The sequence below is a fragment of the Sphingomonas hankyongi genome (genome assembly GCF_023516575.1).
Taxonomy (GTDB): domain Bacteria; phylum Pseudomonadota; class Alphaproteobacteria; order Sphingomonadales; family Sphingomonadaceae; genus Sphingomicrobium; species Sphingomicrobium hankyongi.
In genome coordinates, this window is the sequence record NZ_JAMGBE010000002.1 from 592,806 (window position 1) to 611,830 (window position 19,025).

Below are 19,025 nucleotides of genomic sequence, written 5' to 3' on the forward strand. Positions count from 1 at the left end.
CCGAGGATTCGCAAAACAGCGGTTTTCCTATAACCGTCCCGGCAGGGGGCGGCTTGAAGGATCCCATTGCCATCGTTGGCGCCGGCATTGCCGGTGCCTATCTCGCCTACCGGCTTGCACGCGACGGGCACGCGGTCCTGGTCGTCGACGATGCGCGGCCCGGACGCGCGACGGGCTGGAACCCGGGCGGCATCAACCCGCTGCACGGGCCCGGATTTCCCGGAGCGATGGAGGGCTTCTACCGCGACGCCTTCCGCTTGCATGCCGAGCATCACGAATATGTCCAAGCGCGTTCGGGTACCGACTTCGGCTGGCGCGTGGTGGACCGTCTTTTCCTCGCGAAGGACGAGCAGGAGGCGGTCCAGCTAAGGAGTCTCGCCGACAAGTATAACGAGCTGGAAGGCTTCTCCGCGCAATGGATGGACCCGGCCGAAATAGGCCGATGGGACGCGCGTGTGGGCGAATCCTGGGTTGGCGGACTGATGACGAGGGGCAACGTACGCGTGGATGCCGAGCGGTACAGGCAGGCGTTGCTCGCCGTCGCCGGGTCGATGGGCGCGGAGATCATAAGCGGCACGCTGAAGGCGGTGGCGACGCGAGACAGGGCGATCGAGAGTATCGACTGGGGACACGGCGCGGTCGCGATCCGTCATCTCTGCATGGCTACCGGCTCCAGGTCTGACGACCCGATCGCGGGCTGGTCACCCGGCAAGATCGTCCCGGTGACACCGGCGATCGGCGATCTCCTGCTGGTCAGATCAAGCGATGCACCGCCGTTGGCCGATGTCAGCAACGGGCTGACGGCCATCTATCAGCATGACGGCGATCATTTCTGGATCGGTGGAACCGTTCGCGCCGACGGTCCGCTCGGCGAAACGAGCGAGACGATCGAGCGCGCACTACTGGCCGGGGCGCATTCGCTCATGCCGGGGTGGAAAGCGCCTGAAGTGGTCGCTCGTTCTTCGGCCGCAAGGCCCGCCACAGCCGATGGATTGCCCGCAGTCGGGCAGACGCCTAATTACGCAAACGGCTGGATCATCAATGGCCTGGGGGGCAAGGGCATCTTGTTATCGGCGTGGACCGCGGAAATCGTCGCGAGAATGATCGGCGCCGAGGCGGCGCTCAACGAATTCGCGACAGTGTCACCTGATCGGCCGGCCGACCATGGCTGAAAGCTACAGGCTCATCTGCAAGGACTGCGGCTCGGACCAGTCGGCGACCTTCGCGTCCTTCTGCGATTGCGGCGGCCTCATCGAAGCTCGCTACGATCTCGGCTCGGTCAGGCTGCGCGACAGCGACGATCCTCACCAACGCTATTTCGACCTGCTGCCCGTGCGGGACCAGTCCCTCCTCGCGCCGGGCATAAGGACGCGCACCGTTCACGCCCGCAACCTCGGGTTGCGGCTTGGGCTCAACCATCTTTACCTCAAGGACGAAACCGAAAACCGCACCGGCACGACGAAGGACCGGATGGCGGCCGTGGCGCTGCCCTTCCTCTATGAAGGAGGTGTCCGGCATTTCTGCACATCCTCGACCGGCAACAGCTCGACAAGCTACGCGCAGGCGATGGGGCAGATCCCGGAAATGCAGATGGAGCTGTTCACCGCGGAGGACTTCAAGGACCGCGTCCACTATGCCGCGACGCCGCAGGTTCGGCATCATGTGCTCAGGGAAGCGAGCTTCGTCGACGCGGGCGACCATTCCATCACTTATGCGCGGGAGAATGGGCTCGTTGCCGAGCGCGGCTTCTTCAACCTTGGCCGGCGCGAGGGCCTAAAGCTGCCCTGGCTGGAAGCGCTCGAACAGGTCTCCCGGTCGATCGACTGGTACGTGCAAGCGGTATCGAGCGCGATGGGGGTCCACGGAGTTTACAAGGCCGCCAAGGAAGCCGTCACGATCGGCGCGGCCGCCAAGGTGCCGAGCCTGCTCTGCGTGCAGCAGGAAAGCTGCCGGCCCATGGTGCACGCCTGGGAAGAGGGCAGCACAACCATCCAGCCTCATCATATCGTTAAGCGTCCGACCGGGATTGCCGAAGCGATCCTGCGCGGAAACCCGACCAAGGCTTACCCGATCATCCGCGAAATCGTCGTCGAAAGCAGCGGGACCATGAACTCGGTCAACGACGCGGAAATCCGCGAAGCGCAGGCGCTTGTGCTCGAAGATGAGGGGATCAAGATCTGCCCTTCCGCAGCGACCGCCGTCGCCGGGCTGATCAAGCTGGCAAAGAGCAGCGATGCGCTAGCTGACCAGAAGATCCTGGTGAACCTGACTGGAAGTGTCCGCGAGGGCGCCACCCCCGCTCCCATCGATCAATGGTGGGAAAAAGGTGCCGACGAATGGGTGGAAGCCGGGCAGCCGGTTGATCTGCCTGCCTAGACCCGATTGCGGAGATGCGCTCTTTGCTCGACCGTACCCCGGTTTGTGCGGTTCGCCTGCATTTTGGCGCGGTATTCCCGATCAATCTGACGCACGCGAGCGAGACAGTTTTTCAGAATGCCGGCGAACTCCTGATTGTCCGGGGACAGCATCTCGCCGTGGCCTCCATCGACCATGAACACTTCGGCCTGCTTGCCGAAAACATGCTGCACGTTTCCATCCACAAACCAACGCTCCCTGGTTGCGATGATCATGGATGTGACGGGTAGCGGGTTGGGATCGTAGACGCGAAGAGCCCGCTCGATCGCGCGCCCGACGTCTATTGCTGCTTTCACGGCGCTGGTGTCGTGAATATCGATGTTCCAGTCGCCGACGACGGCGCGGCGTGCCATCTGTTCCAGCAAATGCTCTTCGTAACATTGGTCGTCGGACTGTTGCGTGCGATTGAGAAACGGCGGGTCGATCAGCAGCGGACGATAGAATTTCTCGCCCATTCGATGGAGCAGACGGATCATCTCCAGCGCCACATAACAACCGGCGCAGAACCCGCCGAGGAAGTAGGGACCCTCAGGCTGCACGGTCTTGATGGCGCGCACATATTCCGCCGCCATCGCCTCGAGGGTCTCGTGGGGCTTTTGCTTGCCGTCGAGCCCGCGGGCCTGGAGCGCATAGAGTGGCTGATCCTCGCCCAGCAGCTCGATGAAATGTGGGCCGACATGGGCCTGCCCTCTGCGTCCGTGAACCACGAACAAGGGCGGCGACGATCCCTCGGTCCTGATCGGCAAGAGGATCGGCGTATGGATTTCGCCGTCGGTTGCATGCTGGCGCAGCCAGGCCGCGACGCCTTTGACCGTGGCATCCTCGTGCAGCTCCGAGAACTGCCAGCCGAAATTCTCGGTCGCGAGAATCTGCAAGTTGACTAGGCTCAGCGAATCCCCGCCAAGCAGGAAGAAATCGTCCAGGCGTCCGACCGATGGCTGGTTGAGGACTTCCGAGAAGATCGCCGCGACCCTCTCCTCAATCTCGTCTTCCGGAGGAACATAGCCAGGGCGGAAACGCACCTCGTCGAGGTTGAGCGCTGCCAGCGCGTTGCGATCGACCTTGGAGGTCGCCGTATAAGGAAATGCGTCGAGGAAAACGTAGCCGCCGGGAAGCATATAAGTGGGAAGCAAAGTCGCCAGCGTCTTGCGGATGTCACCGACCTGATGCTCACCGTCGGCGCCGCCAGTCACGTAAGCGAGGATTTCCTGCACTTCCTGTCCCGATCCGCCGCGCGGCAGGACCACCGCCCCGGTTACCCCGGCGCATTCGTAGAGCGCCGCCTCCACCTCGGCGAGGTCGACGGCCTGTCCGCGAAGCTTGATGCGGGATCCCGAACGGCCAATGAAATTGAGATTTCCGGCCTCGTCGATGAAGCCGAGGTCGGCGCTCCGGTAGCGCCGCCAGACCGGCCGTCCGTCGACATCAGCGAAGGCCTGCGCATCGAGATCGGCGCGATTGAGGTAGCCGGTGCAAATGTGCGGGCTGGCAATTGCGATGTTTCCGCTTTCGCCAACGTCGGCGACGCTTCCGTCTTGGCGGACGATCCCGATCTCGACGCCTTTGGGCGGTTTTCCGACAGGCAGCGGGCCTTCGATTTTCTCGTGCGCGCTCGTGACTTCGAGGCTGCTGATGAAAGACGCCTCGGTCGCCGCGAGCCGATTAAGGATGCGGCAGTCGGCGCGAAAATGCGGACGCATCCGGGTGACATCGCTGGCGAACAGCATCTCACCCGCCAAATCGACCACGCGAACGCTGTCGAAGACCTTGCGCTCGCCGATCGCGCCGCACAGCTCCCGCACGACGGTGGGCACGGTGTGAAGAAGGACGATGCCTTGCTCGTCGATCCATCGGGCCATGGCCGCGAAGGATTCGTCCTTCACCTCGAACGCGCACAATCGCGCGCCGGTGAAGAGAGCGCCGTAGATATCCATGTTCGACGCGCTCGCGCCATGCGCGAACAGCCAGGAGATTGGATCGCGTGCGCCAATCTCCATCGCCGAAATGTAGGCGTCGACATAGAAACAGAGGTTACGGTGCGTCTGGCAGACGCCCTTTGGCTGACCGGTCGAGCCCGACGTGTAGGACACATAGACAAGGCTGTCCGGCGAAAGGGCCGGTCCAGCCGTCTCCGGTTCGTCGCCCGGTTTCAGGCTGTCGAGATCGATGATGCCCGCGCCGATGGCGGCCAGGCTTTCGCCACGCGACATCAGGGCCTGATCTGCCATGATCGCAAACGGCCTGACTTCGTTGAGAATATGCCCCAGCCTCTTGTCGGGATCGTTGACGTCGAGGAGGACGTAGGCGTGGCCCGAACCCGCGACGCCCAGCATCGCCACCAATGCATTGACCCGATCTGCCGTCAGGATGGCGACGAAGCCCGGTGCCGACGGACCAATCGCAAGTATCTGCGCTCGAGCGGTCGCGGCCAGCGCAGCGAGCTCCGCGTAGCTGAGCGAAACATCGGCGTTCGAGTAAGCGACTTCCGATGGGTAAGCATCGGCGATCGATGCGAACCGCTCGTATACGGTCAGCTCAGCTTTTTTAGCCCCCATGGGATTAGGCTACGTTCCCGCGCGAATGTCCGCAACGGTCGCGCTTGCGGCCCGAGGAACTTCAGAAGCTTCGGCGCGATCCATTCCGCCAATCGAATGCAGGCGTTCCCGCCGCAGTCGCAAAATCGATTTCGGACGACCCGCAAGTTTCAAGAGTCTTCAACCGGTCGAGGAAGATGCCCGCCAGGATCATGCGTCGCTCCCGCGCCGCCTGCGTGACTGCGCGGCCGGCAGCCGCAAGCTCCTCATTCGCGCGGCGGCGATAGAAACGTGCATCCGATTCCACGGATTCCTCCCCCGCCGATCGTAGAAACCCCGAGTCGGCAAACGCGAATTTAACGGCTGTTGCGGGTCCGTCGAGTCCGGTTCGGGGCCGGAATGAAGCGCCACGTTTTCCCGCCGTTGCAGAGCACTCCGCGCAGGGTCGCGCGCTTGCCGGACCGGAGCAACGGAAGCAGCTGATCGAGCTCCCGCCCGCGCAGGTCGACGCCTTCTCCCTCGGTCGCCAGCTGAAGCACCGCACGGCGCGCGAACCGCCACAGAATCTCCTCGGGCAAACCGGCCGGATCGAACTGAATGTCCTCATCGTTCGTCGTGACGCGCTGTTCCCATGCCTGCGTCGTTGCCCAGTGCAGGGCGGCATCGGCCGATGCGAGATTAGCGGCGCTACGGGAGATCGCGAGGGGGTCTAGCCAGGCCATCTCGGCCAAGGCCCGCCTGACGCGAATGCGTTCGAATTGTTCGTCCCGGTTGCTCGGATCCGCGACGGGTTCGAGGCCGACTGAACGACATACCTCCTCAAGTTCCGAGCGGCGCCACCCGAGCAAGGGTCGAATCAGGTTGAGACCTTCACCGCGGGATCCAGGCACCGGCGCGACCGGACGCATGGCCGCGAGTCCCTTGATGCCCGCGCCACGGTTGAGTCGCATGACGAATGTCTCGGCCTGGTCGTCCGCATGATGCGCAGTCAGCAAGGCGGCGGCGCCGCACCCTTTCGCCCACTCTCCGAGAAGCCGGTAGCGCTGGTTGCGGGCTCGTTCCTGAAGCCCGGCGTCGGGCTTCCTGGCCCACTGCACCTCGAGGATCTGGTGGGGGATATCCAGGCCCGCGCAGACACCCGCGACGAAGCGCGCTTCCTCGGCGCTTTCCGGGCGCAGCTTATGATCGACGGTGGCGACGCAGATCGACCCCGGGCGGGTTTCCGCCGAGAGCAGCAGCATCGCAAGGCTGTCCGCACCGCCGGATACGGCGAGGCCGAGGCGAGCATCAGGAGCTACTCGGCGGTCAAGCTCCCGGGCGAAGCGATCGATCAGCTCAGCGGCAATTGCCATCCGCGCGCACTAGCACGTCAGCTGCAGTTTGCGCTCGCCTTCGCCTGGTCCAACTGCTTCCTGAGGTCGGCGCGAACCTTGGCGCCATAGACGGCGTCGAGTTCCTGATAAGCCTTGCAGGCCTGCGCCGGCTGGCCGAGCCGCATGAGCGACTGCCCGAGATAGTAAAGGCTGTCCGGCGCGCGCTCGCCTTTGGGATTGTTGCGGTAATTTGCGAGCAAGGCCTCGGCGGCGGCGCGGGGCTGGCCCTTGTCCAGCAGCGCGCGCCCGATGAGGTTGTTCGCGTAAGAAGCGCGGCGGTGCTTCGGATAGGCCGAAGTGAATGCGCGCAGCGAGTTGATCGCCTGATCGTACTGGCCGGCTTCCCACAGCTTGAACCCTTCGGTGTAGGCTTCTTCGCCAGCATCGAGGGCAACGGCCGCGTCGGGTCCGCCAGTCGCGGCGGTTGTGCCAGTCGTCGCCGGTTTTGGCGTGCCCGGCTTTGGCGTGGTCGGCTTCGGCGCGGCGGGCTGGGGTTCGGAGATCACCGGAACGGTCGCTGCTGCGTCGGCGATCCGCTGTTCCAGCGCATTGATCCGTTGCTGCTGCTCGTCCCGTGCGCGCTGCAGGTCTGACGTAAGCGTCCGCAGCTGGTTACCATTCTCCTCCGACATGCGCAGGATGTCCGCCATCTGGCGCTCGAGCGCGTCAAGGCGCTGATCGAGAGACGCGACGGAGGACTGCGTCGCCGCGGGCTCATCGCTGAAGCCGGCGGTATCAGCAGGGCGCCCGCGCGGGAATATTTGCCGCTGCATCTGCTGGATCTGCCGTTCCAGCCGCTCGATCCGCTGCTCGGGCGTCGGCTGCGGCCGCTGCGCAAGCGCGCCCGATACCGGCAATATTGAGATCATCGCGCCAAGCGCGACGGCGGCATATCGAACCCGAAACTTCACAATGAGATTCCCCACGCTTTGATTTTGCGACTGTGGCCCGCCGCAGCTTGCGGAGGGATGAATCCGCCTAGCCCGCCGTGTTGCCGGTCGCTGGCGGGGCACCGGTCGCCGGACCCGCTTGCGCTGGCGCACCCGGCCCGCGCATCAGGTCAGCCGGAAGAAGGCTGACCTTCGATGCGACCTTGCCCGGAGGCCCCACCGGCGGTGCGACGGCGGTGCCGACGTTGATCCTGAGCGCTTCAGGCTTGCCCGCCTTCAATAAAGGCGCCGTAGCTGTCGCGGGGACGGTGAAGCTCTGGCCCGGAGCCAGCTCACCCGAGAACAAGGTCTTGCCCTGGTCCGTGACCTGGATCCACGCTGGACCGGTGGCGGTCAGCACGACCGGGCCCTGGGCCGTGGCAGCTGGTTGTGCCTGCTGCGGCTGTTGAGCCGGCTGCGGCGCAGGGGGCTCCTGCTTTGTCACTTCGGCGGCCGAAGGCTCGTTGCCGGAATCCAGCGACCTCTCGTTGAGATAGCTCATCAAGAGCACGATCACGATGACCGCCGCGATCGCCCCGAGGACAAGCCACTTCGGCATCGTCCGGGCAGGATCGGCCGGCTCGAATATCTCGGTGTTCGTAACGGCGGCGCGCTGGCCGCCCATTTCGGCGCGCAGTTGCTCGCCGATCTCGGTCCGGTCGAGGCCAACGGCGCTCGCGTAGCTCTTCGCAAAGCCCGTGCTGTAGGTCGGAGCAGGCAGCTTGTCCCACTCGCTCGTCTCCAGGCTTTCAAGATGCCGCCTCGGGATGCGCGTCTGCGCGGCGATATCCTCGAGAGTGAGCCCTTTTTCCTCGCGCGCGGCGCGCAGGCGCTCCCCGACCGTTGGAATATCAGTCTGGGGTAGTTCCTCGTCCATCGCCTCGCCCTGTAAGCCCCGGGATTCCTGTTTGAAGGCTGGGGCGGTGGTGTCAACCGCCACGGTCAACCAATCGTTACGGAGTGCCGCCGAGCCCAGTCGTTGAGCGCGCGCCGCATGTCTTTCGGGGGCCGCGCCAGCAGCTGCTCGACACGGCTTCGGACCGCCGATGCGTCCAGCGACCTGATCATCGCCTTGACCGGCCCCACCCCCGCAGGAGTGATCGAGAAATTCTCCGCGCCGACCCCAATCAGCGCCATCGCTTCCAAAGGTCGGCCTGCCATCTCGCCACAGATGCGCGCGGGCACGTCGTGCGCGCGGCAAAGGTCGAGCACCCGCTTCAGATAGCGAAGGATTGCCGGGCTCAGCCAATCGTAGCGCTGCGCAAGCCGCGGCTCCGAACGATCGGCTGCGAACAGGAATTGCGTCAGATCGTTGGTGCCGATGGAGAGGAAGTCGACACGCGGCAGCAGCTGGTCGAGCATCTCGGCGAGGCTCGGCACCTCCAGCATCGCCCCGAACTCAATCTGCTTGGGAATCTTGCGATGCGCGTGGCGCGCCCATTCGACCTGTTCCTCGAACAGCGCGCGCGCTTCCTCATATTCCCACGGCTCCGACACCATCGGGAACATCACGCGCAGCACTTTGCCGCCGGATGCTTCGATGAGCGCGCGGGCCTGCGCTTTCATCAAGGTCGAACGCTCCAGCGACAAACGAAGCGCGCGCCAGCCCATGGCCGGGTTCTCCGCCTCGTCGTGCACGTCGCTGAGATAGGGGAGCGCCTTGTCTCCACCTATGTCGACGGTGCGGAACACGACCGGCTTGTCCTTCGCCGCGTCCAGCACCTTAGAATAGAGCCGGTGCTGCCGTTCCCGCCCCGGCAGGGTCGCCGAAATCAGGAACTGGAACTCGGTGCGGAATAGGCCGATCCCGTCGGCCCCCGTCATTCCGAGCGCCGCGGCATCTTCAGCGAGGCCGGCATTGACCATGACGCTCACGCGCAGCCCGTCCTTTGTCTTGGCGGGAAGGCTGCGCCCTGCCGCGAACTCGGCGCGGCGCTTCTGGCTGAGCGCCATGCGATGCTCGAAGCCGGACAGCAGGGCACGGTTCGGGCGGATGATGATGCTTCCATTGTCGCCGTCGACGAGGATCGCCTCGCCTTCTTCGACGCTGTGCCGGATGTCGTTGAGACGCCCAATCACCGGCACACCCATGGCGCGCGCGACAATGACCATGTGCGAGGTCAGCGATCCTTCCTCGAGCAGCACGGCCTTGAGGCGCCGGCGATCATATTCGAGGAGCTCGGCGGGCCCCAGGTTGCGGGCGATCAGCACCGTGTCGCGCTGCAGGCCCGTCTGCGCCGCCGTACCCATCCGTCCCGACACGATCCGCAACAGCCGGTTCGACAGATCCTCGAGATCGTGCATCCGCTCCTGGAGAAGGGCGTCGTCGATTTCGAGCATGCGAGCGCGCGTGCGCTGCTGGACGCGCTCGATCGCAGCCTCGGCGGTGAGGCCGCTGTCGATCGCTTCGTTGATTCGCCTCGACCAGCCTTCGTCGTAGGCGAACATGCGGTAGGTCTCGAGGATTTCCTGATGCTCGCCGGCCGTTCCGAACTCGGCCTCCTTGGCCATATTGTCGATCTGCTCGCGCATCTTGCGGAAGGCGCCGTAGACGCGCTCGCGCTCCGCCTCGATGTCCTCTGCGACCGTATGCTCGACCACGACCCGAGGCTCGTGAAAGACCGCCTCGCCCTTCGCCATCCCGGCGACAAGCTTGAGGCCGGAAAGGCGCAGCGGGCCGGCGCTGCGGAGGCGTCCGCGCCGCGCTCCATCGACCAGCCGCGCGGCGGCGATCATCTCCGAGAGCACCATCGCCACCGTCTGCAATGCCTCGATCTCGACGTCGGCGTAGCGGCGCGGCTCCGCGTGCTGGACTGCCAGAACCCCTATCGGGCTTTCGAGACGAACGATCGGGACACCGGCAAAGCTGTGGAAGCGCTCCTCTCCTGTTTCCGGCCGATAGGCGAAGGCCGGATGATCGGCCGCTTCGGCCAGGTTGAGGATACGGCCTTCCGCGGCGATCGTGCCGACGAGACCCTCGCTCATTGCGAGGCGCGTGACGTGCACCGCCTCCTTGCGCAGGCCGTGCGTCGCGAAGAGCTCCAGCTTGCCGTCGCGGAGCAGGTAGATCGAGCAGACCTCGCTCGCCATCTTATCGGCTATCAGGTCGACGACGCGGTCCAGCTTGGACTGGGCATTGCCGCGCGCCGCCATCACCGCGTGAAGGCCCGTCAATATCTCACGAGCGGACGCGGCGGCGGTCAACGGCATGTTGAACGCGCTATCAGATGCAACGCTACCGTGTCACGCAGCGGGAGCGGTTTTGAGCGTCAACCGCGGCTTTCGAGCGCCGCCGCCGCCTCGTCGACCAATTCCTGGATGATCGCGGTGACAGGCTCCTCGCGAGTGACCATGCCGACTGACTGACCGGCCATCACCGAGCCCGTCTCGACGTCGCCGTCGATGACTGCACGGCGCAAGGCCCCTGCCCAATAATGTTCGATCTGAAGCTGCGCTTCGGCCATCTCGACGTCGCCCTTGTCGAGCAGGTCCGCGACCTCGCGCTGCTTGGCGGCGAAGCGTTCGGTTTCCCGGTTCTTGAGCGCGCGCACGGGGATCACCGGGAGGCGCGGGTCGATCTGCACCGAAAGGATCGCATCGCGCGCCGACGCGCGGATGAACGCCTTCTTGAAATTGGCATGCGCGATGCTCTCATGGGCACAGACCAGCCGGGTGCCGATCTGCACCCCGACGGCGCCCATCTCGAGGTATGCCGCGACGGCCTCGCCCCGACCGATTCCGCCGGCGATGAAAACCGGAATGTCGTGGCAAACGTGGGGCAGGATCTCCTGGGCCAGGACGGACGTCGAGACGGGCCCGATATGCCCCCCCGCTTCCATCCCCTCGATCACCAGCGCATCGACCTTGGAGCGCATGAGCTTCTTCGCCAGCGCGAGCGCGGGCGCGAACGCCATCAGCTTCGCGCCGCTGGCCTTGATCTTGTCGATGGCCCAGCCGGGCGGAAGGCCCCCCGCCAGAACGACATGGCCGACGTCATGCTTGGCGCAGACGTCGATCAGCTCCGAAAGCTGCGGGTGCATGGTGATGAGATTGACGCCGAACGGACGATCCGTGAGCGCCTTCGTCGCCGCGACTTCGGTGTCGAGAAGCTCGGGCGACATGGCGCCGCACGCGATCACCCCGAAACCGCCGGCGTTCGAGATCGCGGAGACGAGGTTGCGCTCGGAGACCCAGCTCATCGCGCCGCCCATGATCGCGACGTCGCAGCCGAGAAACTCTGTGCCGCGATGCATCAGCTCCTTGAGGCGCGCGTGCCCGACCGACGCGTGGACGGCCCGGGGTTCAGCGATCAGCCCTTCGCCGCTCATGCTGCCTGCTCCTCGTCGAGGCCGAACGCCGTGTGCAACACGCGCACGGCCAGATCCAGCTGCTCTTCCGCGATCAGTGCGCTGACCTTAATCTCGCTCGACGACACGGCGAGCAGGTTGATCTGCCGCTCCGCCAGTACATCGAACATCTGCGCGGCGAGCTGCGGATTGGAGCGGATGCCGACACCGACGATGCTGACCTTTGCGACGGCATCGTCATGGATGACATCCGCATAGCCGATTGCGCTCTTGCGCTGCTCGATCACGGACATTGCCTGCGCAAGGCTCGGGCGCGGAACGGTGAAGGTCAGGTCTGACGAGCCGGTGTTCGGGGTCGCCGCATGAACGATCATGTCGACCTGGATACCCGCTTCGGCGACCGGTCCGATGACGGCCGCCACCGTGCCCGGCTGATCCGGAACCCCGGTCAGGGTGATGCGGGCCTCGTTGCGGTCCGCAGCGATGCCGGCAATGAGGTTGCGTTCCATTTGCTCTCCTGAAAGCTCGGCGACAATGTCGGTGCCCGGCTTGTCCTCAAAGGCCGAAAGCACGCGAAGCGGCAAGTTCTCGCGCATCGCAAGCCCGACCGAGCGCACCTGCAGCACCTTGGCGCCGACCCCCGCAAGCTCCAGCATTTCCTCAAACGTCACCTGGGCGAGCTTGCGGGCTCGCGGAACGATGCGCGGATCGGTCGTATAGACGCCGTCGACGTCGGTGTAGATGTCGCAGCGATCGGCCTTTACGCCTGCGGCGATCGCGACAGCGCTGGTGTCGGAGCCGCCGCGTCCCAGGGTCGCGAGCCGCCCGTCCGTCGAGACGCCCTGGAAACCCGGGATCACCGCCACCGTTCCGCCGCTCAGCGCCTCGTCGAGGGTCGCCGCTTCGATCGCCTCGACGCGTGCGTTGCCGTGCACGCCGGAAGCGCGAACGAGCTGCCAGCCCATGAAGCTCCGCGCCTTCACGCCCATTGCCTGAAGGGTCATTGCAAGGAGGCCGGCGGTGACCTGCTCGCCGGATGCTACGACCACGTCATATTCGGTCGGGTCGTGCAGCGGCGCCGCCTCGCGGCACAGCTGGACCAGGCGGTCCGTTTCGCCCGCCATGGCGGATACGACCACAAGCACCTGGTTGCCGTCCTCCGCCTCCCGTCGAACCCGTTCGGCGACGTTCCGGATGCGCTCGATGCCGGCCATCGACGTGCCGCCGAATTTCATGACGATGCGGGACATAGGCTCCTTGGGTGAAAGGCGGCGTCCTGTTAGGAGGCGCGAATGGTCCAGACAAGCATTGTGCCGGAAGAGGCCGAACACTTCGGCAAGCTCGCCGACGACTGGTGGGACCCCAAGGGCGCATCGGCGATGCTGCACAAGCTCAACCCGGTGCGCCTCAAGTACATCCGGGACATGATCGACCAGCACTGGCAGTGCGACGAGTGCAGCCGCGCCCCGCTAGAGGGCAGGAAAGCGCTGGACGTGGGCTGCGGCGCGGGCCTTCTGGCAGAACCGCTGACGCGGCTTGGAGCGGAAGTTACGGGCCTCGATGCCTCGGCGGAAGTCGTCGCCGCCGCCCGGGCGCATGCAGCGGCAATGGGCCTCGCAATCGATTACCGCGCGGGCGACGTCCAGGAGCTGGTGGGCCAGTTCGACCTCATCACCGCCATGGAGGTTATCGAGCATGTCGCCGACCCGGCTGCATTCATTGGCGCACTCGTCGAGAGGCTCGCGCCCGACGGTCTGCTGATCCTGTCCACGCCGAACGCGACCAACTGGTCGAGACTGATGATGATCACCTTGGGCGAAGGCCTCGGCCAGATCCCCAAGGGCACGCACGATTTCGACAAATTCATCGGCCCGGAACGGATGAACGTCCTGCTCGCCGACGCCGGGCTCGCATGCCTGGACGTCGAGGGGATCGCCTGGTCGCCGACCCGCGGACTGCACCTCAGCGACGACGTCCGCCTCAACTATCTCGTGGCCGCCGTCCGCCAATAATTCACGCTCGCTTTGACGTGGGAAACCAACGCCCCGCTTTTAACGTCTGTTAACCATATTTCCTCTGCTCCCGGCAGGTCTAAGCCTTTGACAGGGATTCGATTTTTTCGATTCCGGGGCTGGGGAAACATCATGCGATCACTGCTGAATTTTGCGTCGCGCGACATCGCGATCGACCTCGGTACGGCCAACACGGTCGTCTACGTTTCCGGCAAGGGCATCGTCACCAGCGAGCCGTCCGTCGTCGCGATGGAGCTGGTCAACGGCGCCAGGAAAGTCCGCGCCGTCGGCGACGACGCGAAGCTGATGATGGGCAAGACGCCGGACAACATCAGGACAGTCCGGCCGCTCCGCGCAGGGGTCATTGCCGACCTCGAAGTCGCAGAGGAAATGATCAAGCATTTCATCCGCAAGGCTCACGCCGGGCCCAGCCGTTTTTCGCGCGGCCCCGAGGTGGTCATCTGCATCCCATCGGGCGCGACCTCGGTCGAGCGGCGCGCGATCCGCGACGCGGTCAGCAATGCCGGGGCGGACCGCGTGTCCCTCATCGAGGAGCCGATGGCCGCCGCGATCGGCGCGGGCCTGCCCGTGGCCGAGCCGATCGGGTCGATGGTGGTCGATATCGGCGGCGGCACCACCGAAGTCGGCGTTATTTCGCTTCAGGGGCTGGCTTTTTGCAGGTCCGCGCGCGTGGGCGGCGACCGGATGGACGATGCCATCGCGTCCTACGTCCGGCGCAATTTCAATCTCCTCATCGGCGAGGCGACCGCCGAGCGGGTGAAGATGGAAGTCGGCGCCGCAGTGCGGCCGCCTGACGGTAAGGGTTCGAAGACCTACGTTCGCGGACGCGATGTCACGCGCGGGGTGCCCGGCGAAATCGAGCTGAGCCAGGCGCAAGTCGCCGATGCACTGGCCGAGCCAGTAAGCCAGATCGTAGAGGTCGTTCGCACCGCGCTCGAGCACACGCAGCCGGAGATCGCGGCCGACGTCATCGACCAGGGCATTACGATGACGGGAGGCGGCTCGCTTCTGCGCGACATCGCCACCGTGCTCGAGGACTCGACGGGGCTCTCGGTGCGCATCGCCGACGATCCGATGAGCTGCGTCGCACTCGGCGCCGGGCAGACGCTGGAGGAGCAGGTGCTTCGTGGAGCCTTGATGGCGGCCTGAAGCTAGAAATCGACCTTGTCATAGTGCGACGGGGGAACGATCACTTCCATCCGCTCGCCGAGCAAAGGCCGGAAGCCAGGCCGCGATTTCATCACGGCATACCAATCCTTGGTCTGCTTGTGGCCGCGCCAGTCGAGCGCGCCGAGATAGTCGATCACGCTGAGGTGCGCCGCCGCGGTGAAGTCGGCGAGGCTGAGCCCCGGGCCAGCGAGCCAGCGGCGATGGTCGAGGAGATAATCGACATAGTCGAGATGCTCCGACGCGGTGCGCATGGCTTCGCGGAGGATTCGGGTATCGGGTGACTCCCGGTTCACCAGCCGCTTGCGCATGCGCTCGTTCATCAAAGGCTCGACCGCTTCCCGATAGAGCTTGATGTCGAACCATTCGGTCATTCGCCGGATCTCCGCCCTGAGGACGGCGTTGCCGTGGATCATCGGCATCCGGTCCATCGTCTCGTCGAAATATTCGACAATCGGCTGGGAACCGATGAGGGTGATGCCCTGGTCCGCATCGACCATCACCGGAGTTTCGCCGGCGGGGTTCAGGTCGACGAACTCATCCCGCTTCTCCCACGGATTCTCGCGAACCAGCTCATGCGCCACCCCCTTCTCGGCAAGGACCAAGCGGACCTTGCGGGAAAAGGGGCACAGCGGGAATTGGAAGAGCTGCCACATCGTGGCCAGCTTTAGCGTTTGCGGGCCTAGCGTCTAGCGCTTCGGATAGGTTGGATCGGGCATATTTGCCGCGGCGCGCTCAAGCGCCTTTTCCGCCTGCTGCATCCCCTGCATCATGGCGGGGAGCGCAGCGGCGAGCGCCTTCATGCTCTGGTCGATCATCGGCTTCGCATTGGCGACCTGCTGCTGCAGGTCCTTTTCGAAGTTCGGGTCGTCGCGCCGGCCAAGGTCGCGCACGGTCATCTTCCTTTCGGAGGGCGTGGCCTGCCGTCCCTCGAGAGCAGCCTGGACCTCGCCAACACGGAGGTCGAGGAACGCCTTCGATATTGCCTGCATGGAGTTGGCCAGCTTCTGCGTCATTGCGGGGTCGGTCAGCTCTGGCGGCACCTGCATTTGCGGGGCCGCGGCCCTAGGCGCCTGTGCGGCCACCGGCGCAGCGCCGAGGAGGAACGGAACAATCAGCAATCCGGCACGCATGACCTACCCTCCAGCCAAGTGACTGAAATTAAGCGCGGATCATCTTAGCCCAAGCTGAACGCGAGATAAATCAGCGCAAGGTGAGCCAGGCGAGCGCGGCCGCTCCGGCGACGATCCGATACCAGGCGAAGGGCGCGAAGCCGTGCCGCGAGATATAGGCGACGAAGGCTTTGACCACGACAATCGCGACGATGAAGCTGACGACGAAGCCGATTGCGACCGTGCCGAAGCCCACGTCTCCGGCGCCCGCGAGAAGCGCATCGTGATGCCGGAGGATTTCCAGCGTCGTGGCTCCCAGCATCGTCGGAATAGCGAGGAAGAAGCTGAATTCCGCCGCGGTCCGGCGCTCGACGCCGAGCGACAGCCCGCCGAGGATCGTCGCACCCGATCGGCTGACGCCGGGAATCATCGACAGGCACTGGATCAGGCCAACGCCGGCGACCGTCCTCAGCGGCATTTCCGCCACTCCCACAATCTCGCCGGGCCTGGCGAAACGCTCGATGGCGAGGATCGCGAAGCCGCCGACGATCAGTGCCCAGGCGACCACAACGGCATTGCCGAGCAGCGCCTCGATATTGTCGATCAAGAGGACGCCGAGGATTGCCGAAGGAACGAAGCCGATGACGATGTTGCGCACGAATCGCCACGACATCGGATTCTTGCGCAGCAGGCCCTCAAGAACTGCCCAGAAGGTGCGCCAGTATAGGACCACGATCGCGAGGATCGCGCCGAGCTGGATGATGACGTTGAACGCCCCCCACTTCTCCGCGTCGAAGCCGAGAAGCTCCGTCGCCAGTATCAGATGGCCGGTGGAGGAGACCGGGAGGAACTCGGTGACGCCCTCGACGATGCCGAGGATGATCGCGATCAGGAGGATCGGCACGCTGCTACGACGTCGCGGTCAGGTTGATGCGCCGGCCCGCGAACTTGCCGCCACGGTGGAAGCGGCCGAGCCATTCGTAACCGACCGCCGCCAGCGGCGTCGGCTCAATGCCGAAAGCTTCGAGCCCCGCTGAGCCCTTCGCCGGCACGTTGTCGCGCTGAAGCATCAGCCATTGATCCTGCGTGAGCGGCGCGCCCGGCAGCCAGCCGAACCAGGAAATGAATTTCCCGACCACGTCCGGCAGCTTGACGATGTCGGCCTTTTGCCCCGTCAGTTCGAGGACAGCGCGGTGAAGCTCTTCCATGCTCATCGTGCGAGGGCCGCCGATCTCATAGGTCTTGCCGGCATGGGTCCGGGGCTCCAGCGCCGCCTTGGCGATCGCCCGGGCGAGGTCGCGGACATAGACGGGTCGGAAATTACGCTTCGCCGCGAGCACGGGCAGCACCGGCAGCCGCGCCATGGCGGCGAAGCGGTTGGTCAGCTCGTCTTCCGGCCCGAACACGACCGATGGCCGGATGACGGTTGCGCCTGGATAAGACTTGCGGACGGCCTGCTCGCCCTCTCCCTTGGTGCGGCCGTAAACCGCCTCCGAGTTGGGGTCCGCGCCGATGGCGGACACGTGCACGAGCGAGTTCACGCCCTCGGCCGCCGCCGCTTCGGCGACATTGCGAGCACCATCCACGTGAACCGATTGCATGGCACGGCCGAACACACCGCACAGGTTGATTGCGGAAGTCGCTCCGCGAAGCGCCCGGCCGACGCTTTCGGCATTGGTGACGTCGGCCTGCACGAAGCCGAACTGGCCGACCTGTCCCAACGGCTGGATGATATAGGCTTGCTTGGGGTTGCGCTGCGCGACCCGCACGCGAGCCCCGCTCTTCATCAGGAATTCGCAGACGTAGCGGCCGATGAATCCGCCGCCGCCGAAGACGGTTACCAGCTCTTCCGCACGCTCGATCATGAGCGGCGCGATAGCTCCCCCCGCTCGTCGTTGACAAGCGGGGAGAGCTAGGCCGCGTCAGTAATAATCCTGCAGGGTGACGGTGACCTTGGTTCCGTCGGCCCGCTCCAGCGTGACGGCCTCGCCGGCCGGCCCACGCGTCCAGTCGCTGCGTGAGTAATAGTCGGCCGTGACCTTCCGGCCGTCGACGGCAACGATCTCGTCGCCTTCCTTCAGGCCGGCCGCCTTGGCGGGGCCTTGCGGCGAGATGAAAGCAACTTTCAGCCGATCGCCGGCGAGATCGAGGCGCGTTCCCGAGCGGTCGCGGTCGAACGGCGACGCGTCCTTGCGGGGGGCGAGATAGATCCGGTCGCGACCGAGATCGAGGTCGACATGGAATTGCTTGAGCAGGCCGATCCCGACATTCGCCATCTTCTCAGGATCTTCGTCATTGCCCGAATCCGAAAGCGTGGCCGGCACGGCTGAGACCGTCGTCCCTGCCAGCTGTACGCTGGGTATAAGCGCGACCCTGGCGGGGTGCAGTCCACCGACGCCGCCGAGGCGGGATTCGGCGTAGCGGAGACCCGAAAGGTCTGCGCGCTTGCCCCAGTAGCTTCGCGGCAAGGACAAAGCACCGCCGTTGCCGAGGTCGAGCAGCGCCGGAATCGGCTCCGCGCCCGCGATTGCGATCGGAATGGTGTTGAACGGACCGCGCTTGGTCAGCGCGACGGCGGTCGACGCGGCAGCTGGCTTGAACGCCGCGTGCGAGCTCACCCGAAGCCGGTTCGAGCCCCAGTCGATGGAGACGACCGCCGAATTGAAGAATTCGCGGCCGAGAACGATGTTCATCGGGCGGCCGATGGCCCGCGCCACGGGCTGCAGGTCCATCACCGCGACGGTCATGTTCTCGAACCGCATGCCGCCGACCTCCAGCGTCACGTTCGGCACGATCTCGGCTTCGACGACGCCGCCAGCCCCACGAGCATCGACCTTGCGGCCTTCGGGCAGGCCGATGGAGCGCGCGAAGGCCCTGTCGACGGTCGTCGCGCTCGCCCCAGTGTCCAGAATCATCTGCGTCGCATGGCCGTTGATCTTGCCTGGAGCGACGACGCGATTCCCGCGGAACAGTTCGAACGGAACCATATGCTCCTCGCTCAGGAAGGTGACTTTGGGGGGCGCCAGCCGCTCTTCCTGGGCCTGGGCAACGGCAATGCCCGCGGGAACAACCAGCGCTGCGGCGGCAAGCAGTCCAACTATCGACTTCCTCATCTTGCGACTCCAAAATGATTCGTTGTAAGATGACAATTGATT

At 65.1% G+C, this 19,025-nt stretch carries 17 protein-coding genes; 4 read left to right on the top strand and 13 right to left on the bottom strand.

Annotation, left to right across the window (positions count from 1 at the left end; all coding sequences use genetic code 11):
* Nucleotides 1–53 precede the first annotated feature (53 nt).
* Together LZ538_RS07645 and LZ538_RS07650 are read left to right on the top strand one after the other, a co-directional pair.
* A complete protein-coding gene (locus LZ538_RS07645) occupies nucleotides 54–1,172 on the top strand; it encodes an NAD(P)/FAD-dependent oxidoreductase (RefSeq protein ID WP_249831394.1) in 1,119 nt (372 codons plus the stop codon).
* Complete coding sequence (locus tag LZ538_RS07650) at nucleotides 1,165–2,376, top strand: threonine synthase (RefSeq protein WP_249831395.1); 1,212 nt, start codon at nucleotides 1,165–1,167, stop codon at nucleotides 2,374–2,376. The genes LZ538_RS07645 and LZ538_RS07650 overlap by 8 nt, the downstream gene beginning before the upstream one ends.
* Here LZ538_RS07650 and LZ538_RS07655 read toward each other — a convergent pair.
* From LZ538_RS07655 to LZ538_RS07690, 8 genes are all read right to left on the bottom strand, one after another.
* On the bottom strand, nucleotides 2,373–4,970 hold the full coding sequence (locus LZ538_RS07655) for an AMP-binding protein (RefSeq protein WP_249831396.1): 2,598 nt from the start codon (nucleotides 4,968–4,970) through the stop codon (nucleotides 2,373–2,375). The genes LZ538_RS07650 and LZ538_RS07655 overlap by 4 nt on opposite strands.
* Nucleotides 4,971–5,031: 61 nt before the next feature.
* Nucleotides 5,032–5,256, bottom strand: a complete 225-nt coding sequence (locus tag LZ538_RS07660) for a hypothetical protein (RefSeq protein ID WP_249831397.1) — start codon at nucleotides 5,254–5,256, stop codon at nucleotides 5,032–5,034.
* A 49-nt stretch (nucleotides 5,257–5,305) separates the two neighbouring features.
* Nucleotides 5,306–6,301: a tRNA lysidine(34) synthetase TilS gene (gene tilS, locus LZ538_RS07665; RefSeq protein ID WP_249831398.1), complete on the bottom strand. Its 996-nt coding sequence runs from the start codon at nucleotides 6,299–6,301 to the stop codon at nucleotides 5,306–5,308.
* A gap of 17 nt (nucleotides 6,302–6,318) precedes the next feature.
* Nucleotides 6,319–7,233 (bottom strand): tetratricopeptide repeat protein, encoded by a 915-nt coding sequence (locus LZ538_RS07670; RefSeq protein ID WP_249831399.1) that lies wholly within the window; start codon nucleotides 7,231–7,233, stop codon nucleotides 6,319–6,321.
* Between the two features lie 67 nt (nucleotides 7,234–7,300).
* Nucleotides 7,301–8,128: a helix-turn-helix domain-containing protein gene (locus LZ538_RS07675; RefSeq protein WP_249831400.1), complete on the bottom strand. Its 828-nt coding sequence runs from the start codon at nucleotides 8,126–8,128 to the stop codon at nucleotides 7,301–7,303.
* 65 nt (nucleotides 8,129–8,193) lie between these two features.
* A complete protein-coding gene (gene ptsP, locus LZ538_RS07680; protein ID WP_249831401.1) occupies nucleotides 8,194–10,461 on the bottom strand; it encodes a phosphoenolpyruvate--protein phosphotransferase in 2,268 nt (755 codons plus the stop codon).
* 59 nt (nucleotides 10,462–10,520) lie between these two features.
* Entirely contained in the window at nucleotides 10,521–11,579 is a 1,059-nt protein-coding gene (locus tag LZ538_RS07685) for an NAD(P)H-dependent flavin oxidoreductase (protein ID WP_249831402.1), read from the bottom strand.
* A complete protein-coding gene (locus LZ538_RS07690) occupies nucleotides 11,576–12,808 on the bottom strand; it encodes an aspartate kinase (protein ID WP_249831403.1) in 1,233 nt (410 codons plus the stop codon). The genes LZ538_RS07685 and LZ538_RS07690 overlap by 4 nt, the downstream gene beginning before the upstream one ends.
* A 42-nt stretch (nucleotides 12,809–12,850) precedes the next feature.
* Between LZ538_RS07690 and ubiG the strand changes: the two genes are divergently transcribed.
* Entirely contained in the window at nucleotides 12,851–13,570 is a 720-nt protein-coding gene (ubiG, locus tag LZ538_RS07695; protein ID WP_249831404.1) for a bifunctional 2-polyprenyl-6-hydroxyphenol methylase/3-demethylubiquinol 3-O-methyltransferase UbiG, read from the top strand.
* Nucleotides 13,571–13,702: 132 nt separating this feature from the next.
* Nucleotides 13,703–14,740: a rod shape-determining protein gene (locus tag LZ538_RS07700; RefSeq protein ID WP_249831405.1), complete on the top strand. Its 1,038-nt coding sequence runs from the start codon at nucleotides 13,703–13,705 to the stop codon at nucleotides 14,738–14,740.
* 2 nt (nucleotides 14,741–14,742) lie between these two features.
* Here the strand turns inward: LZ538_RS07700 and LZ538_RS07705 are convergent, their stop codons facing one another.
* The 5 genes from LZ538_RS07705 to LZ538_RS07725 form a co-directional block, all read right to left on the bottom strand.
* A complete protein-coding gene (locus LZ538_RS07705; protein ID WP_249831406.1) occupies nucleotides 14,743–15,414 on the bottom strand; it encodes a glutathione S-transferase family protein in 672 nt (223 codons plus the stop codon).
* A gap of 33 nt (nucleotides 15,415–15,447) precedes the next feature.
* The gene (locus LZ538_RS07710; RefSeq protein ID WP_249831407.1) at nucleotides 15,448–15,891 is read right to left on the bottom strand and encodes a hypothetical protein; all 444 of its coding nucleotides are present in this window, start codon (nucleotides 15,889–15,891) and stop codon (nucleotides 15,448–15,450) included.
* Nucleotides 15,892–15,961: 70 nt separating this feature from the next.
* Nucleotides 15,962–16,774 carry an undecaprenyl-diphosphate phosphatase gene (locus tag LZ538_RS07715; RefSeq protein WP_249831408.1) on the bottom strand — a complete coding sequence of 271 codons (813 nt, stop codon included), beginning with the start codon at nucleotides 16,772–16,774 and terminating at the stop codon, nucleotides 15,962–15,964.
* A gap of 4 nt (nucleotides 16,775–16,778) precedes the next feature.
* A complete protein-coding gene (locus LZ538_RS07720) occupies nucleotides 16,779–17,735 on the bottom strand; it encodes a complex I NDUFA9 subunit family protein (RefSeq protein ID WP_249831409.1) in 957 nt (318 codons plus the stop codon).
* Nucleotides 17,736–17,792: 57 nt separating this feature from the next.
* A complete protein-coding gene (locus LZ538_RS07725) occupies nucleotides 17,793–18,983 on the bottom strand; it encodes a retropepsin-like aspartic protease (RefSeq protein WP_249831410.1) in 1,191 nt (396 codons plus the stop codon).
* Nucleotides 18,984–19,025 lie beyond the last annotated feature (42 nt).

Bases quoted from the DNA above. Each gene is read 5' to 3' on its own strand.
- LZ538_RS07720 (WP_249831409.1), bottom strand. From the start codon at position 17,735: ATGATCGAGCGTGCGGAAGAGCTGGTAACCGTCTTCGGCGGCGGCGGA.
- LZ538_RS07705 (WP_249831406.1), bottom strand. From the start codon at position 15,414: ATGTGGCAGCTCTTCCAATTCCCGCTGTGCCCCTTTTCCCGCAAGGTC.
- LZ538_RS07700 (WP_249831405.1), top strand. From the start codon at position 13,703: ATGCGATCACTGCTGAATTTTGCGTCGCGCGACATCGCGATCGACCTC.
- LZ538_RS07675 (WP_249831400.1), bottom strand. From the start codon at position 8,128: ATGGACGAGGAACTACCCCAGACTGATATTCCAACGGTCGGGGAGCGC.
- ubiG (WP_249831404.1), top strand. From the start codon at position 12,851: ATGGTCCAGACAAGCATTGTGCCGGAAGAGGCCGAACACTTCGGCAAG.
- LZ538_RS07650 (WP_249831395.1), top strand. From the start codon at position 1,165: ATGGCTGAAAGCTACAGGCTCATCTGCAAGGACTGCGGCTCGGACCAG.
- LZ538_RS07685 (WP_249831402.1), bottom strand. From the start codon at position 11,579: ATGAGCGGCGAAGGGCTGATCGCTGAACCCCGGGCCGTCCACGCGTCG.
- LZ538_RS07725 (WP_249831410.1), bottom strand. From the start codon at position 18,983: ATGAGGAAGTCGATAGTTGGACTGCTTGCCGCCGCAGCGCTGGTTGTT.
- ptsP (WP_249831401.1), bottom strand. From the start codon at position 10,461: ATGCCGTTGACCGCCGCCGCGTCCGCTCGTGAGATATTGACGGGCCTT.
- LZ538_RS07690 (WP_249831403.1), bottom strand. From the start codon at position 12,808: ATGTCCCGCATCGTCATGAAATTCGGCGGCACGTCGATGGCCGGCATC.
- tilS (WP_249831398.1), bottom strand. From the start codon at position 6,301: ATGGCAATTGCCGCTGAGCTGATCGATCGCTTCGCCCGGGAGCTTGAC.
- LZ538_RS07655 (WP_249831396.1), bottom strand. From the start codon at position 4,970: ATGGGGGCTAAAAAAGCTGAGCTGACCGTATACGAGCGGTTCGCATCG.
- LZ538_RS07710 (WP_249831407.1), bottom strand. From the start codon at position 15,891: ATGCGTGCCGGATTGCTGATTGTTCCGTTCCTCCTCGGCGCTGCGCCG.